The 15415-nt window shown below is 58.2% G+C and carries 14 protein-coding genes; all 14 read left to right on the plus strand.

What is annotated here, in order from left to right; translation table 11 throughout:
- Positions 1–357: 357 nt before the first annotated feature.
- The 14 genes from dnaA (at position 358) to ACPT9Q_RS05060 (ending at position 15415) form a co-directional block, all read left to right on the plus strand.
- Positions 358–1713 carry a chromosomal replication initiator protein DnaA gene (gene dnaA / locus ACPT9Q_RS04995; RefSeq protein ID WP_427366562.1) on the plus strand — a complete coding sequence of 452 codons (1356 nt, stop codon included), beginning with the start codon at positions 358–360 and terminating at the stop codon, positions 1711–1713.
- 147 nt (positions 1714–1860) lie between these two features.
- Positions 1861–2943 (plus strand): DNA polymerase III subunit beta, encoded by a 1083-nt coding sequence (gene dnaN, locus ACPT9Q_RS05000; RefSeq protein WP_017872868.1) that lies wholly within the window; start codon positions 1861–1863, stop codon positions 2941–2943.
- Between the two features lie 9 nt (positions 2944–2952).
- Entirely contained in the window at positions 2953–4029 is a 1077-nt protein-coding gene (gene recF / locus ACPT9Q_RS05005) for a DNA replication/repair protein RecF (RefSeq protein WP_017872869.1), read from the plus strand.
- Complete coding sequence (locus tag ACPT9Q_RS05010) at positions 4026–4325, plus strand: DciA family protein (protein WP_017872870.1); 300 nt, start codon at positions 4026–4028, stop codon at positions 4323–4325. The genes recF and ACPT9Q_RS05010 overlap by 4 nt, the downstream gene beginning before the upstream one ends.
- Positions 4322–6220 carry a DNA topoisomerase (ATP-hydrolyzing) subunit B gene (gyrB, locus tag ACPT9Q_RS05015; protein ID WP_017872871.1) on the plus strand — a complete coding sequence of 633 codons (1899 nt, stop codon included), beginning with the start codon at positions 4322–4324 and terminating at the stop codon, positions 6218–6220. The genes ACPT9Q_RS05010 and gyrB overlap by 4 nt, the downstream gene beginning before the upstream one ends.
- A gap of 11 nt (positions 6221–6231) precedes the next feature.
- A complete protein-coding gene (gene gyrA, locus ACPT9Q_RS05020) occupies positions 6232–8652 on the plus strand; it encodes a DNA gyrase subunit A (protein WP_427366563.1) in 2421 nt (806 codons plus the stop codon).
- A gap of 2 nt (positions 8653–8654) precedes the next feature.
- Positions 8655–9695: an aminotransferase class I/II-fold pyridoxal phosphate-dependent enzyme gene (locus tag ACPT9Q_RS05025; RefSeq protein WP_427366564.1), complete on the plus strand. Its 1041-nt coding sequence runs from the start codon at positions 8655–8657 to the stop codon at positions 9693–9695.
- A complete protein-coding gene (gene cobU / locus ACPT9Q_RS05030; RefSeq protein ID WP_427366565.1) occupies positions 9679–10215 on the plus strand; it encodes a bifunctional adenosylcobinamide kinase/adenosylcobinamide-phosphate guanylyltransferase in 537 nt (178 codons plus the stop codon). The genes ACPT9Q_RS05025 and cobU overlap by 17 nt, the downstream gene beginning before the upstream one ends.
- Complete coding sequence (cobS, locus tag ACPT9Q_RS05035) at positions 10212–10949, plus strand: adenosylcobinamide-GDP ribazoletransferase (RefSeq protein ID WP_017872875.1); 738 nt, start codon at positions 10212–10214, stop codon at positions 10947–10949. The genes cobU and cobS overlap by 4 nt, the downstream gene beginning before the upstream one ends.
- Entirely contained in the window at positions 10925–11824 is a 900-nt protein-coding gene (locus ACPT9Q_RS05040) for a hypothetical protein (RefSeq protein ID WP_427366566.1), read from the plus strand. The genes cobS and ACPT9Q_RS05040 overlap by 25 nt, the downstream gene beginning before the upstream one ends.
- Positions 11821–12420 carry an alpha-ribazole phosphatase gene (cobC, locus tag ACPT9Q_RS05045; protein ID WP_427366567.1) on the plus strand — a complete coding sequence of 200 codons (600 nt, stop codon included), beginning with the start codon at positions 11821–11823 and terminating at the stop codon, positions 12418–12420. Before ACPT9Q_RS05040 ends, cobC begins: the two co-directional genes overlap by 4 nt.
- On the plus strand, positions 12417–13373 hold the full coding sequence (gene cbiB, locus ACPT9Q_RS05050) for an adenosylcobinamide-phosphate synthase CbiB (RefSeq protein WP_427366568.1): 957 nt from the start codon (positions 12417–12419) through the stop codon (positions 13371–13373). Before cobC ends, cbiB begins: the two co-directional genes overlap by 4 nt.
- 10 nt (positions 13374–13383) lie before the next feature.
- Positions 13384–14493, plus strand: coding sequence for a lysylphosphatidylglycerol synthase transmembrane domain-containing protein (locus tag ACPT9Q_RS05055; RefSeq protein WP_427366569.1), 1110 nt, complete (start codon positions 13384–13386; stop codon positions 14491–14493).
- Complete coding sequence (locus ACPT9Q_RS05060; RefSeq protein ID WP_427366570.1) at positions 14438–15415, plus strand: biotin--[acetyl-CoA-carboxylase] ligase; 978 nt, start codon at positions 14438–14440, stop codon at positions 15413–15415. The genes ACPT9Q_RS05055 and ACPT9Q_RS05060 overlap by 56 nt, the downstream gene beginning before the upstream one ends.

Raw genomic sequence — 15415 nt, forward strand, 5'->3', positions numbered from 1 at the left:
CTCTTTCAGTGTACTGAAAGGCCTCCATCTTTGTCCACAAAAGCAGGCGAAATCCTTCTCTGGAATCCTGTGGATAACAATTTCTGGTGCAGTTTCTCTTCCTCATCACACGAGGATTTTTCGCTTCTCAAAGTTATCCACAGCTGTGCACAAGCTGTGGATAACTTGCCCCGAACCAATTTTTGTGGTTAAATTAGGACGCACGCAAGGGAGTCACGCACCGTTCATCGAAGAGGTAAGGGGAAAGAAAACGGGGAAAGTCCTTTTCTTTTCTCCTCTTTTTGCTGTTTTTTCGGTGGAGGGAGAAACTGTGGATAACTCTGTGGACGACTGTGGATTTGCGTAGGGGGTTTCGCTATGAAAATCTCTTTCGAAGCCCTGCGGGAGATGTGGATAAAGACACTCGCACTTTTAGAGAAGCAGATGAGCACCCCCGAGTACCGTTCCTGGGTGGAAACCATCCAGCCAGTATCCCTTTTTGAGAAGCGTTTGGTCCTCGCCGTTCCTACAGAACTCTCCCGGGAGAAAATTGAACAGAAATACCTGGAGCTCATCCGGTACGCCTTCCAGCGGGTCTCAGGACTCCCGTACAATAACCTCGAAATTGGCCTCATCGTGGACCCCTCAATCCTGCGGAAACCCCAGGAGATCGCCGAAGCCCAGGGGATTCCCCCAGAATGGGAGCGACCAAACCTCAACCCCAAGTACACCTTTGCGACGTTCGTTGTTGGGAACAGCAACAAATTCGCCCATGCTGCGGCCATGGCTGTGGCAGAGAGTCCGGCCCGGGCCTACAACCCCCTTTTCATTTACGGAGGCGTGGGCCTTGGGAAAACCCACCTCATGCATGCCATTGGCCACTACATCCTTGATAAAAACCCAAACATGCGCATCGTCTATGCCTCCTCAGAGAAGTTCACCAATGAACTCATCAACGCCATCCGTGACGACAAAACCGAGGAATTTCGTCAGAAGTACCGCAACGTCGATGTCCTCCTCATCGATGACATCCAGTTCCTCGCTGGGAAGGAACGAACTCAGGAAGAGTTCTTCCACACTTTCAACGCGCTCCACGAGGCTTCAAAACAGATTGTCCTCACGAGCGACCGTCCACCAAAGGAGATTCCAACCCTTGAGGACCGCCTCCGTTCCCGTTTCGAGTGGGGGCTCATTGCCGACATCCAGCCACCAGACCTTGAAACCCGCATCGCCATTCTCCGCAAGAAAGCAGAACTCGAGGACATCCACATCCCTGATGAGGTCATCGTCTTCATCGCCAACCAGATTCCCTCCAACATCCGGGAACTCGAAGGGGCACTTGTGCGGGTCACCGCTTTCTGCAACCTCAACAACGTCAAGCCAAGCCTCAGCGTCGCCCAGGAGGTTCTGAAGGACGTCTTTCCCAAAAAAGAGACCCAGAAGGTTTCTGTAGCCGTCATCCAGCGAGTGGTGGCTGAGCACTTCGGTCTCAAACCCAGCATGCTCCGGGCCAGGAAGCGCAGTAAAGACATTGCTTACCCCCGTCAGATTGCCATGTACCTTGCCCGAGAGCTTACAGACCTCTCACTCCCCTCAATCGGCGAGGAATTCGGCGGCCGGGACCACACGACAGTGCTGCATGCCTGTGAGAAAATTCGAGAAGACATTACCAGGAATCCGCAGCTCGCCAGAGAAATCGAGGAACTTATCGAGCGGATCCGCTCCGAGAAGTGAGCACCTTATCCACACCTTGCACACAGGGAGGGGAGCTTGGAGGATGAGGGAGAGAGGGGACTTTTCCACAGAGTTCTCCTTTACTCCTACGGCTCCTCCTGAAAAAAGATTTTTTTAAAGACAGGAGAAGAGGAAGGAGGGTCCTGTGTGGATATTCGGGTTGAGGCACAGACCTTCAAAGAAGCCTTGAGCAAGGTCTATCGGGTGGTCTCCACGCGCCCCGTGACCCCGGCTCTTGGGGGTATTCTTGTGGATAGTTCTGGGGATAAGGTATGCCTTTCCGCCACTGACCTCGAGGTGGGCATCACTGCAACCTTTCAGGGAGAAATCCTTGAGGGGGGACAGGCGGTGCTCCCGGGGAAGGTCCTCTACAACATCGTTCGTACGTTCAAGGGAGAAGTGAGGTTGAGAACAGAAGGAGAGAGGGCTCTGCTCCAGTGTGGCCGGAGCCGCTTTGAGCTTTCGGGGTTTCCCCCCGGGGACTTTCCCTTCTTTCCTCAAGAAGAGGAGGGTTTTGTGGTACTCCTTCCCGGAGAGCTCTTCAAAGAGGCGCTGCTCCGGACGTACTTTGCTGTTTCTCGGGACGAGACGCGTCCCGTGCTCACAGGAGTGCTCCTTGTTTTTGCTCCGGGGCGCTTCGAGGTGGTCGCCACCGATGGCCATCGCCTGAGCCGGAATGTCCTTGAGCTTTCTGGAGTTGAAAAAGAATCCCGCTATGTTCTGCCCCAGAAAGCAGTGACAGAGCTTTTGCGCCTTCTGGGAAAGGAGGATACCCGGTTTGTCCCCCAAAACGGCAGTGTGGTCTTCCGGATTGGAGAAACCGTGCTCTTCTCCACCCTCATTGAGGGTGAGTACCCCAACTACCTCCAGGTGATTCCTCAGAGTTTCGTGAGCCGGGCTCAGGTCTCAAGGCAAGAGCTCTTAGAGGCGCTTGAGCGGGTGGCGCTTGTGACCTCTGGAGTTCCGGTGGTTGAGATAGCCTTTGGTGGAGGGGTGCTGCAGCTTCAGGTTACAGGAGACCTGGGGGTGGCGGAAGAAGAGGTGGTGGGAGAGACCGAAGGGGACCACCTGAAGGTGGCGTTTAATGTGCGGTACCTCCTTGAGGCCCTGCGGGTAATGAAGGATGAACGGGTAGAACTTGGGCTTTCTGGAGAGCTTTCCCCAGCAAAGATTTCTTCGTCTTCCTCCTTTGAGTACGTCCTCATGCCCGTCCGGCTCCAGGGAGTGTGAGTACCCTCCGTGCACTTTGAGGCGGTGCGTTTCGTGAAGTTCCGGAACCTCAGGGAGGTTGAACTTTCCCTGGGGCGGGGGGTATTCGTGCTCTTGGGAGACAATGCCCAGGGGAAGACCAACTTCCTGGAGGGCCTCTTTTTCCTTGCCCGGGGCTTTTCTCCCTTCTTTGCCCACGATGAGGAACTCATCGCCTTTGGAGAAGAAGAAGCCTTTCTTTCGGCCCGCTTCATGGAAGGGCATTCGTTCTCGGTGCGCCAGGTGGTTCTTCGCAAAAAAGGTAAGAGGGAGTGGCGCCGGGATGGGAAGCTCGAGCGGAAGAGAGCTCCTCTCCCCCTTGTGGGGTTCTTTCCTGAAGACCTTGCCCTCATCGATGGAGAGCCAAAGAAGCGGCGGGACTTTATCGATCGGGCCTTGACGTTTTTTTCTCCTCAATTTGAGGCTCTTCTCAGTGCCTATGAGCAGGTGCTCTCACGGAGGAACTTCCTCCTTCGGGAGGGGCAGGGGGAAGACCTCGTTGAGGTTTACGGAGAGAAGCTTGTGGCCCTTGGGGCGAGGATTGTTGAGGAGAGGCTCCGCTACCTCCGCCTCTTTGCCCCGTTCTTTGAGCAGGCCTACCGGAGTTTCTCTGGGGGGAACGATGCGCTCCGGATCGTGTACGAAGCCCGGGGATACACCACAGGAGAGGGGGTTCTTGAGGGTCTTAGGAGGGCGAGGGAAGCGCTGCGGGAAGAAGAGCGAAGGCGGGGAATGACGCTCTTTGGTCCCCACCGGGACGAAATCGCCTTTCTCCTCGGGGAACGGGACGTCCGGGAGTTTGCATCTTTTGGAGAGAAAAAGAGCGTGGCCCTGGCGCTGCGTATGGCGGAGAAAGCTGTGGTACAATGGATACGGAAAGACGATGTGGTGCTCCTCCTTGACGATGCGTTCCCGGGACTGGATACGAGGAGACGGCAAGCACTTGCATCGTGTCTTTTCTCTGAAGCCCAGGTTTTCCTCACCACTACAGAGAGGAACCTGGCACTTGAGCTCAAAAACCAGGGTGCACGGGTATTCCTTGTGCGTGCGGGGGAGATTCGGGAATGAACAAACCTTCGCCACTCTCTGAGGCCCTGGTGGAGTTCCTGAGGCGGCAGGGCCTTCTGCCCAGGGTCCAGATGTACCAGGCCATAGAGCGATTCGGCGAGTGGTTTCCAGATCTTGCGGCGGTGTGCACCCCAAAGAAGGTGGTGCGAAATATGCTCTTCCTTGAGGTTTCGGATCCCATGTGCCTTCTTGAGGTCGAGGGGAGAGCTTGGGAAATTCTTGAGACTTTCCGGCAGCGGGGGATTCCCCTTGAGGCGGTGAAAATTCGGGTGTGTCCACGAGGTGACGAAAAGTGACGAAGAAAGAGTACACGGCCGAGGCCATTCAGATCCTCGAAGGACTGGAAGCAGTCCGGAAGCGGCCGAGCATGTACATCGGGAATACGGATATTGGGGGGCTGCACCACCTGGTGTTCGAGGTGGTGGACAACAGTGTCGATGAGGCCCTGGCCGGTTTCTGCACCGAAATTACGGTGACCATCCACCGGGACGGTAGTGTTTCTGTTCTCGACAACGGGCGGGGGATTCCGGTGGACATCCACCGGGGGGCGGGGAAACCGGCGCTTGAGGTGGTTTTGACCACTCTCCACGCCGGGGGAAAATTCGAGAGCGGAGCCTACACGATTTCTGGAGGGCTCCACGGGGTGGGGATTTCAGTGGTCAACGCCCTCTCGGAGTGGCTTGAAGTGGAGGTAAAAACCCAGGGAAGAATCTGGCACCAGCGCTATGAGCGAGGAAAGCCGGTCACGCCTCTCCGTTCCCTGGGAGAGACGGAGGAGACGGGGACGTTCGTTCGCTTCAAGCCGGACCCCCTGATCTTCTCCCAAACGGAATTTCACTTCGACATCATTGCCCAGCGCCTGAAGGAGCTCGCCTTTTTAAACCCCGGGCTTACCCTGAGCCTTGCTGATGAGCGCTCGGGGAAGCAAAAGGTGTACAGTTTTTCAGGAGGCATCCGGGCCCTGGTGGAGCACCTCAACCAGGGGAAGGGTGTGCTTCATCCCGAGCCGATTTTCTTTTCTGGGAGCCGGAACGGCATCCGGGCCGAAATCGCCCTCCAGTACAACGATGGGTACCTGGAGACAGTGCTCTCTTTTGCCAACAATATCCGTACTGAAGAGGGTGGGACCCACGTGACGGGGTTCAAGACCGCCCTCACCCGGGTTATCACCGAGTACATCGAGCGGCATGGCATCCTCAAGGAGAAGGAGGAGCTCCCCACGGGGAACGACGTCCGGGAAGGACTCTGTGCCGTGATCCACGTTCTCGTCCCTTCGCCGCAGTTTGAGGGGCAGACAAAGACCAAGCTTGGGAATCCCGAGGTCCGGAGTTTCGTCGAGGATCTTGCGGGGAATTTCCTGGGAACCTTCTTCGAGGAGAATCCCGGGGTGGCTCGGGCGATTGTGGAGAAGGTCTTGGAGAGCGTTCGAGCCCGAATCGCAGCACGGAAAGCCCGGGAGCTTGCCCGCAAAAAGGACAGTCTGGAATCGGTGACGCTCCCCGGGAAGCTTGCCGACTGCACCGAAAAGGACCCTCGCGTTGCAGAGATTTTCATCGTGGAGGGAGACTCAGCCGGGGGCTCAGCCAAACAGGGGAGAGACCGGCGCTTCCAGGCCGTTTTGCCCCTTCGGGGCAAAATCCTCAACGTGGAGAAGGCAAGTCTTCACCGGATCCTCTCAAGCGATGAAATCCGGAACATCATTGCCGCCTTAGGGTGTGGCATTGGGGATGATCTCACCATTGAGAAACTCCGCTACCACAAGGTCATCATCATGACTGATGCCGACGTGGATGGTGCCCATATCCGAACGCTTCTGCTCACCTTCTTCTACCGCTACATGCGTCCGCTCCTTGAAGGTGGGCACATCTACATTGCCCTTCCACCTCTCTACCGCGTCCGGGTAGAGAAGACCGATTACTACGCTTTTGATGACCGGGAGCTTGAGCGGATTCTTGAGGGTCTCCGGAGCAGGAAGTACACCATCCAGCGATACAAAGGTCTTGGAGAGATGAACCCGGAGCAGCTCTGGTACACCACCATGAACCCGAAAACCCGTACCATCAAACAGGTCACCATTGAAGATGCCCTCGAGGCTGAGACGATTTTCAGCATCCTCATGGGGGATGCGGTGGAGCCCCGCCGGGAATTCATCCAGGAACACGCCCTTGAAGTGGTGAACCTCGATATCTGAAGGTGGTGCCTGTGGACGAGAAAGGAAAAGTCCTCCTTGTTGATGTAAAAGATGAGATGAAAGAAGCCTACCTGAGCTATGCCATGAGCGTCATCGTGGGGCGGGCACTCCCTGACATCCGTGATGGACTGAAGCCCGTCCAGCGGCGCATTCTCTACGCCATGCAGGAAATGAACCTGCGCCCCACCGAACCTTACCGCAAAAGTGCCCGCGTGGTGGGGGATGTTCTCGGAAAATACCACCCCCACGGTGACATGGCGGTGTATGAGGCTTTAGTGCGTCTGGCTCAGGACTTCACCTGTCGGTATCCTCTCGTAGATGGTCACGGCAACTTTGGCTCGGTTGACGGGGATCCTCCAGCGGCCATGCGGTACACGGAGGTTCGCCTGGCGCCGATTGCGGAAGAAATGCTCCGGGACCTTGAGAAGGACACCGTGGATTTCGTACCGAATTTCGACGAGTCCTTGAAAGAACCCGTGGTGCTTCCCGCGAGTTTCCCCCAGCTCCTCGCCAACGGTGCTTCAGGCATTGCCGTGGGCATGGCCACGAACATCCCCCCGCACAACCTGCGGGAGCTCGTAGATGGACTACTGTACCTTCTGGACCATCCTGAAGCTTCGGCAGAAGACCTCCTCCGCCTCATTCCTGGGCCCGATTTCCCCACAGGGGGGAAAATCGTCGGGAGGCGGGGGATTGAGGAGTACTTCCGGGAAGGACGGGGAAAGCTCGTCATCCGGGGAGAGGCCACCGTGGAGGAAATTGCCCGGGGGAAGCAGGCCGTCGTCATCCGGGAACTCCCCTACCAGGTGAACAAGGCGAGCCTTGTGGAACACATCGCCCGCCTTGTGGAGGAGAAAAAGCTCCCCGACGTTGCCGAGGTTCGGGATGAATCCGACCGGGAGGGCATCCGGGTGGTGCTCGAACTCAAGCGAGGTGCCAACCCTCATTACATCCTCCGCTACCTCTACAAACACACGGCGTTAGAAGTGAGCTTTGGGGTAATCCTTCTGGCTCTGGTTTCGGGGAAGCCCGAGGTCTGTACCATGCCGCAGGCCCTGAAGCACTTCCTCGACTTCCGCCGGGAGGTCATCCTCAGGCGAAGCCGTTTTGAGCTCAAGGAGGCGGAAGAACGAGCGCATATCCTTGAAGGCTTTTTACGGGCTCTGGACCTCATCGACCAGGTGATTGCCCTCATCCGTTCCTCTCAGAGTGTTCCTGAGGCAAGGAGACGTCTTGTGGAGGAGCTCGGCTTTACAGAGAAACAGGCTCAGGCCATCCTGGAGATGCGTCTCCAGCGCCTGGTGGCTCTGGAGCGGGAGAAGCTCGAGGAGGAGTACCGGGACATTACTGCGAAAATCTTCCGTCTCCGGGAGATCCTCGAAAAGGAGGAAGTTCTCCGGGAGTGTATCCGGGAAGAGCTCCGGCGAATTCGAGAGCTTTACGGCGACGAGCGGCGAACGCGGATTATCGAAGAGGAAGAGAAAGAGGAGGAAGCGACGCCCCTCATCCGGGAAGAGGAGGTTGTTATCACCCTCACCCGCGATGGGTACGTGAAGCGGGTGCCCCTTGCAACCTACCGGCGTCAGGGCCGGGGAGGGAAAGGGGTGAGTGCCGTCGCTACCGGGGAAGAGGACTTTGTGAGCACCATGGTGGTCACAACCACATTGCACCGGGCGCTCCTTTTCACCAGCTGGGGGCGGGCCTTCCAGCTTCCGGTGCACCAGCTTCCCGAGATGGGTCGCCAGGCCAAGGGTATGCACCTTGTGAACCTCTTGCCGCTTGAGGAAGGGGAACGAGCTGTCACCCTCATCCCCATTCGGGACTTTAAGGAGGGGAAGTACCTCTTCTTCGTGACGGCAAAGGGGAGAGTCAAAAAGATTGACCTTCTGGAGCTTCTCTCTGTTACCCGCCGGGGCGTGCGGGTTGTGGAGCTTGAAGAGGGAGACGAGCTTGAAGGGGTGTTCACTACCTGCGGGGAGGACCGGGTGTTTCTGGCGACCTCGCAGGGCCTGGGACTGAGCTTCAAAGAGGAAGAGGTTCGGCCCATGGGCAAGGCTGCCTCCGGTGTGCGGGGGATGAGCCTCCGGGAAGGCGACCGGGTAGTGGGAGCCTGCGTGATACGCCAGAACGAGACGCTCCTTGTCGTCACCTCTTCAGGCATGGGGAAGCGGGTGGATCCCGAGGAATTCCCGGTCCACCACCGGGGCGGGATGGGTGTCCGCCTCCTCAGGGAATCGGAGCGCTCGGGGAAGGTGGTGGGGGTCGCCGCGGTGAAAGGCGAGGAGGAGCTGCTCCTCTCAACCCAGAAGGGGCTCCTCATCCGGGTCCACACCAGGGAGGTCCCCATCCAGAGCCGAGTGGCCCAGGGTGTCCGACTCATTCGCCTGGAAAAGGACGACCAGGTGACATCTTTTGCCGTTGTGCTCCCATGAGCATGAATCCCCATGGTGGCCGGGTACTGGAATGGCTCAGAGAGGGGAAGGAAGGGATTGACCTGAGCGCCAACCTCAACCCTCTGGGCCCTCCGGAAATCCTCCGGAGACGGTGGCCTGACCTTTTTGCTGCTCTCTCGCTCTACCCTCCCCTTGACCCCCGTTTTGTGGGGCGGCTCCTTGAGGCCATCTATGGCTTTCCTCAGGAGGCCATTCTCCCCTGCAATGGGGCCACCCAGGGGATCTACCTCCTTGGGCGAGCACTTTCGGGGAAAATCGTGGTTATCGTGGAGCCGTGCTTCACCGAGTATGCCCGGGCCTTTCGTCTTGGGGGAAAGGAAATCCGGCGTCTCCTTGTATTCCCTGAACCTCCCCCGAATCCCCTTGAAGCCCTTCGTGGGGCCGACATCGTGGTCCTCGGGAACCCTGGAAATCCCCTGGGGGACACCGAGGGGCTTGCGCTCTATTTCCAGGCCCGGGAGGAGGGCCTCTCCACAGTATTTGTGGTTGACGAGGCATTCCAGGAGTTCCTCGGGGAAGAGACCTCCCTGGTCTTTCGGGTGTTCTCTGATCGAAACCTCTACATCGTCCGTTCTCTCACCAAGTACTTCGCGTTAGCCGGCCTTCGGGGAGGGTTTGTGGTCACCCATCCAGAGAACGCGGCTTTTCTCCTTGACCACCTTGAACCCTGGAGTGTGAACACAGTTCTCGTCAGGGTGCTTGAGCTTTTTGCCTCTGAGGATCTTTCGCCTTTCCGGGAGGCCACCCAACGCTGGCTTTTAGAGGAAAAGGCTTTTCTGGAACGGGAGTTTTCTGCTCTCCCATTCCTCTCCTTCTTCCCTTCCCGGGCGAACTTCTACACCCTGTGGACAGAGAAAGAGGACCCGGAGTTTTTTTCTTTCCTGGAGCAAAAGGGAATTTTCGTCCGCAGACTCGGGGACTTCTTCGGCCTTGGCGGTCGATTCTTCCGGGTAGCGGTGCGGACCCGGAGGGAAAACGAACGATTCCTCGAGGCGGTGAGGGAATATGGTGGTGCACGCTGAACGGGTGCTGATTCTCGGAGGGGCCCGAAGCGGCAAAAGCCGCCTGGCCCTCAGGATGGTGGAAGAGACAGGACTCCCGGCAATTTTCTGCGCCACCGGGATTCCGGTTGATGAGGAAATGCGGTCCCGTATCCTCCGCCACCAGAAGGAACGCCCCCCACACTTTACCACTGTGGAAACGCCGTACGGATTTTCTCCCCTGAAAGCGCTGGAGCTTTCGGGGAAGGCTGTGCTTTTGGACTGTGTGTCATTCCTCGTGAGCAATGTCCTCCTTGAGGAAGAAGATGGAGGGAGGGCCTATGGACGGGTGGTGGAGGAGTTCGGGATGCTTTTTGCCCGTCAGGAAGAGGAAGGGTTTTTCCTGGTACTTGTGAGCAACGAGGTGGGCATGGGTGTGGTGCCTGATTCCCGTCTTGGCCGGGAATTCCGGGACCTTCTCGGGAGAGTGAACCAGTGGCTGGCAGAGAGAGCTCACCGGGTGTATTTTGTTATAGCGGGGATTCCCTGGCAGCTTCGATGAAGCGGGCACTCTGTCTTTTGCGTCTTGCAGTGAGTTTCCTCACCCCCCTCCCCCTGGGGGGAGGGATGTACCGGGGCGGGGATCTCGCCCGGGCCTCCGTCTTCTTTCCCCTTGTGGGGCTTGGGATTGGTGGGGCCGTGTGGGGGGTACGCCTTGCGGTGCTCTCCCGCACAGAAGATGCTCTTTTAGCCAGCCTCCTCGCCCTGTTTTTCTGGGTGGTGCTCACCCGGGGGCTGCACCTTGACGGGGTGGCCGATGTGTGTGACGCCCTCTTTGGTGGGAGTGGAAAGAGGGAACGCCAGGAAATTCTCAAGGACCCCCGCATCGGGACCTTTGGAGTTTTGGGAGTGATTTTTGTCCTGGGCATGAAGGGGGCGGCGCTCCTCCACTCCGAGAGCGCCTTCTCCCTCCTTCTTGCCCCGGCCTTCGGGCGGGCGGTGGCCCTGCTTTTTGGCGCGTTCTTTTCTCCCTTTCCCCGGGAGGTGCCGGGCCTTGGGGAGGAGTTCCTGGGAAGGGTCCCGAAAGGCGCATTCCTGGGATGGGGTGGGGGGCTCTGTGTGGTCTCGTTTCTTGTCGGGGGCTGGACATTCACTTTGAAAACTGCCGCCGGCTTTGGTATCATGTTCACGCTTGGGAAAGTGCTCTCCCGGAGTTTTGGCGGACTCAACGGAGACGCTTTAGGAGCAGGAATCGAGTGGGGGGAGGCACTGTGGCTTTTGCTTTTGAAGTTGTGAAGCGCGCGAGGGCTCTCTGTCCGGGCAGCGCAGGTGAAGTGCTACAGGGAGTCATCGGAGGGCAGGAGGTCCTCGTTTCGCTGACTGTGGACCGCTTCAGCGAGATGGAGGTGATCCTTGGGGAAACGTCCTCCATCCCCCCAGGACTCTGGAAAAGTAGAAGGGCCCTGGAGCTTGCCCTGGAGTATTTTGGAGGGGAACACCTCAGGGGGCGGGTTACCCTGCGCAGAAGGAGGGGCCTTCCCGAGGGCAAGGGCTTTGCCTCAAGCACCGCAGATATTGCCGCAACGGTGGGGGCGGTGGCCCATCTTCTGGGACGAAAAATCCGGGAGGAGGAGATTGCCCGACTGGCGCTCTCCATCGAGCCTACTGATGGGACGTTTTTCCCCTCCTGGTGTCTTTTCGACCACCTCCGGGGGGAGGTATTCCTGACCCTTGCCGTGCCCCAGTATCTTGGGGTTGTGGTGGTGGAGCTCCCTGGGGAAGTTCCCACCCTTTCGGTGGACCGGGAGAAGCTCCGCCGGCATTTTGAACAATTTTCCCGGGAAACCGAGAAGGCTTTCGAGCTCCTCGAGCGGGGTCTTGAGGAGAGGGACCTTACCCTTGTGGGGAAAGCGGCGACGTTGAGTAGTGCCATCATGCAGGAGTACGAGGAAAGTGAAATCTTCTTCCTCCTTTCCCAGGCTCTTCAGGATATCAGGGCTTTGGGAGTGAACCGGGCCCACACGGGGTGCGCCTTTGGGGTCCTTTTCGACCTTCGCCTTGTGAGCCTTGAGGAGGCCAGACGCAGAGTCTCTGAGGTTCTCAGGGGGAAAGATGTTGCGCTCTGGACCGCCAAAGCCATTGGAGGGGGCATTCGGGTGGTTGGAACATGAAGGAAGTGTGCCTGGTACGCCATGGGGATACCGACGCCACGGAACGGGAGTACTTTGCCGGCTGGATGAACCTCCCCCTTACCCCCAGGGGGCGAAAGAGGATTCTGAAGGTCCGGGAGTTTCTGGGAAAACGGCAATTCGATGGGGTCTTCTCGAGTCCCCTTGCCCGAACGATTGAGACGGCGCTTCTTCTGGCTGGCCTCGATACCCCCCTTGAGGTCTGCGAAGACCTGAAGGAGCGGTCTTTTGGACAGTGGGAGGGGAAGAAGTGGCGGCACCTCAGGGACGAGTTTCCCGAGGAGGTCGCCGAATGGGAAAGAGATCCCCTTCGCTTCACGCCCCCGGGAGGCGAGAGCTTCGAGCGAGTTCTCAAGAGGGTTATCCACTTCTGGGAGCGGCTGAAGGGTTTCCCCGATGGACGGTACCTCGTTGTGACCCACGCGGGGGTTTTGCGGTGTTTTCTCGTGCACCTTCTTGGAGTACGCTTTGAGCAAACCTTTGCGCTGCGCCTTGATCCGGGGGTACTCATCGTGGTCAAAGACAATGAGGATTTCTCCCAGGTAACGCACCTTGTGAACTTCGAGGTGGAGCCATGATCGGGCTTTTCCGGCTCCTCTTTGGGGTGGGCCTTGACCTTGCCTTTGGGGACCCGGAACCCTTCCACCCCGTTTTAGGGATTGGTCGCCTCATCGGGTTTCTGGAACGGCTTTGCTTCCCGAAAGAGCGGAACTTCAAGCGAGAGTTCCTCCTGGGTTTTGTGGTGCTTGGAGTGGTGGCCGGAGGACTGGGAGTGGGGTATGGTTTTTTGCGGCGTTTCCTTTTCCAGATGTCCCCGGTACTCTTTCTTGCGGTGGAGGTCTATCTCATTTTTAACTCCCTGGCGCTCCACACCCTCCTCCGGCGGGGAAAAGAGGTGGAAGAGGCTCTCGAGGCAAAAGACCTCCCGAGGGCCCGGAAGGCCCTGCAGCACCTCGTGGGACGGGACACTGAACACCTCTCCGAGTGGGAGATTGTGCGGGGGTGTGTGGAGTCGCTTGCTGAGAACTTCAACGACGCCTTTGTTGCTCCCCTCTTTTACACTGCGCTCTTTGGTGCTTTGGGGAGCCTGGTATACAGGGCGGTGAACACCCTGGATTCGATGCTTGGGTACCGGGATTTCCGGTACTACTTCTTCGGGTTTGCCTCGGCCAGGGCAGACGATGTGGCAAACTTCCTCCCTGCTCGCCTGAGCGCTCTCTTCATCGCGCTCTCTGCGCTTTTCTGTGGCCGCTTTTTCAAAGGGGCTCTGGCCTGTGCTTTTCGGGATGCACGCAGGCACCCAAGTCCCAACGCAGGCTGGCCGGAGAGCGCCATGGCAGGGGCTTTAGGGGTGCGGCTTGGAGGAGTCAACTACTACCAGGGGAAGCGGGAGGAACGTCCCTTCCTGGGGGACCCGGTTCTTGACCTTGTTCCTCTGCGCATTCGTGAGGCCCGGGAAATCGTTGCGGTGGGAGCGGGTATCGCAGTTTTCTGTTTCTCTCTTGTGGCCTTCTTCTTCTTCTCCCTCTGAGGTGCGGGCTATGGAGGAGAGAAAATTCACCGTCACGCCGTACGAACCTTCGCGGCTCAAGCGACAGATTGTCCTCGCCATCTTCCTGAGTCTTGGGACCATTTTCCTCGTGTTCTCCCTGGGGTCTTTCCGCGGGGTTTCGGTGACCGAAATCGACGAGCTCCTCTTCCGCCCGGCCTTTTTGCTTCTCGCGCTTTCCTTTGTGGTGATGGGATGGTTTGTGGACGGGACGAGGATTTTCTTCACCACCCGGGCCTGGGGGAAGAGGATTCGGTTTCGGGATGCCCTGGCGGCAGCGCTCTCCACGTACTTTATGTCGGCCATTACTCCCTTCCTCACGGGGGGAAGTCCTGCCCAGCTCTTTGTTCTCGCCCGCTCCGGGCTCTCCTGGGGAGAGGCGGGGAGCCTCGTGGTGGTGTGCGGCATCCTCTACCAGGCGGGGCTTCTGACTCTCATGGTGTTCTTCTTCGCCCTCTTTGGAGCCGCGATGAGCCTGCGGGGGATTCTCCTTGGGCTTCTGTACTCCTTTGCCATCTTCTACAGCACCATCATGTTTCTCCTCTTTTTCTTCCTCTTCCGCCCCCAGGTCCTCTTCCGCCTTGTGGACTGGGGTATTCACTTTGTCCGTCGCCATTTCCCTCGAGCGAAGTTCTCCGAAAGCGCGGTCCGGCAGTGGATCGAGACCTTTTTCGCCGAATTCCGGGAGGGTTTCTCTATTCTCTTTTTGCGGAAACCCCAGTACCTCCTCTGGAACATAGGTTGCTATGTGGCGTATTTCCTCTGTACCTTCTCTGTAGCCTATTTCATCCTTCGTGCTTTTGGTCTCTCGTATTCGTACTTCCGGGTGGTGGGCGCTCAGATCCCGCTCTTTTTCGTCTTCTCTTTCATTCCTTCCCCGGGGGCCAGTGGAGGCGTGGAGCTCTCCATTGCCTCAGTCTTCCGGGGGTTTGTGGGGACGTACCGCCTGGGGAGCTTTGTGCTCCTGTGGCGAACTGCGACCTATTATCTCCCCCTCCTTGTGGGGGGTGTGGTGTTTTTCCGGGTGCTCCGGGGGCTTTCGGTGAATGCCCGCCATGAACAGGCTAAACCTCTCAAGAACCATCCTCTCCCTCCTTCTTGAGGCTTTCCCTGGAAGCGTTTCTGGGGAGAAAATAGGGGCTACAGGTGGTGTCAGTCGGGTGGCGGTATGGAAGGAGGTCCGGAAACTCCAGGACCTCGGATTCCCCATCGTTGCCTCTCGTCTGGGGTATCGTCTGGCATCCATCCCCGACCGCTTCGACCCCGACTTTCTCGAGCCTTATCTTGAAAGAGACGTCCCTGGAATTCGGGTCGTATACCGGGAGGAGGTGGATTCGACGAGCACCCTCCTCAGGGCCCTTGCGGAAGAAGGTGCTCCTGAGGGGACGCTGTGCATTGCCGAGCGCCAGACTCGGGGACGGGGGAGAAGAGGCCGAAGCTGGTTTTCCCTTCCTGGGAAGAGCCTCACCTTCTCATTTCTTCTTCGCCCGCTACTTTCCCCCTCTTTTTGCGCCTCCTGCACCCTCCTTGCCGGGATTGCCCTGGCCGAGGCCCTGGAAGGGCTTGGTTTTTCCCCGGTGCTCAAGTGGCCCAACGACGTACTCCTTGGCGGGAAGAAAGTTGCCGGTATCCTCCTTGAGACCGCAACGGATCTTGACGAGGTTTCGTGGATGGTTCTCGGGGTTGGGGTGAACGTGAACCTCGAAAGGCGCGACCTCACCCCCCTCCCCTTTCAGGCCACGTCACTCCTTTTTGAGGGGGGTGTTCCTGTTCTTCGTGTTGAGGTTCTGCGGCGATTCCTCGCCTGCTTTCTGGCAGCCTACAGGCGATGGAAGGAAGAAGGAGACTTCTCGCCCTGGGTTGCGGACTACAACCGTCGCCTCGCCTTCCTGGGTCGTTCGGTCACCATCGTCGGGGGAAAATCCCCGGTCTCCGGTACAGCCCTTGGGGTTGACGGAAGCGGGGCGCTCCGGGTAATGGAGGGGGAAAAGGAGCGACGCATCACCTGGGGAGAGATTGCTTGA

This window comes from Candidatus Caldatribacterium saccharofermentans, assembly GCF_050267035.1.
In the GTDB taxonomy this organism is placed as follows: domain Bacteria; phylum Atribacterota; class Atribacteria; order Atribacterales; family Caldatribacteriaceae; genus Caldatribacterium; species Caldatribacterium saccharofermentans.

Bases quoted from the DNA above. Each gene is read 5' to 3' on its own strand.
- cobS (WP_017872875.1), top strand. From the start codon at position 10,212: ATGAAGCGGGCACTCTGTCTTTTGCGTCTTGCAGTGAGTTTCCTCACC.
- dnaA (WP_427366562.1), top strand. From the start codon at position 358: ATGAAAATCTCTTTCGAAGCCCTGCGGGAGATGTGGATAAAGACACTC.
- cobC (WP_427366567.1), top strand. From the start codon at position 11,821: ATGAAGGAAGTGTGCCTGGTACGCCATGGGGATACCGACGCCACGGAA.
- cobU (WP_427366565.1), top strand. From the start codon at position 9,679: ATGGTGGTGCACGCTGAACGGGTGCTGATTCTCGGAGGGGCCCGAAGC.
- cbiB (WP_427366568.1), top strand. From the start codon at position 12,417: ATGATCGGGCTTTTCCGGCTCCTCTTTGGGGTGGGCCTTGACCTTGCC.
- ACPT9Q_RS05060 (WP_427366570.1), top strand. From the start codon at position 14,438: ATGCCCGCCATGAACAGGCTAAACCTCTCAAGAACCATCCTCTCCCTC.
- ACPT9Q_RS05010 (WP_017872870.1), top strand. From the start codon at position 4,026: ATGAACAAACCTTCGCCACTCTCTGAGGCCCTGGTGGAGTTCCTGAGG.
- ACPT9Q_RS05025 (WP_427366564.1), top strand. From the start codon at position 8,655: ATGAATCCCCATGGTGGCCGGGTACTGGAATGGCTCAGAGAGGGGAAG.
- ACPT9Q_RS05055 (WP_427366569.1), top strand. From the start codon at position 13,384: ATGGAGGAGAGAAAATTCACCGTCACGCCGTACGAACCTTCGCGGCTC.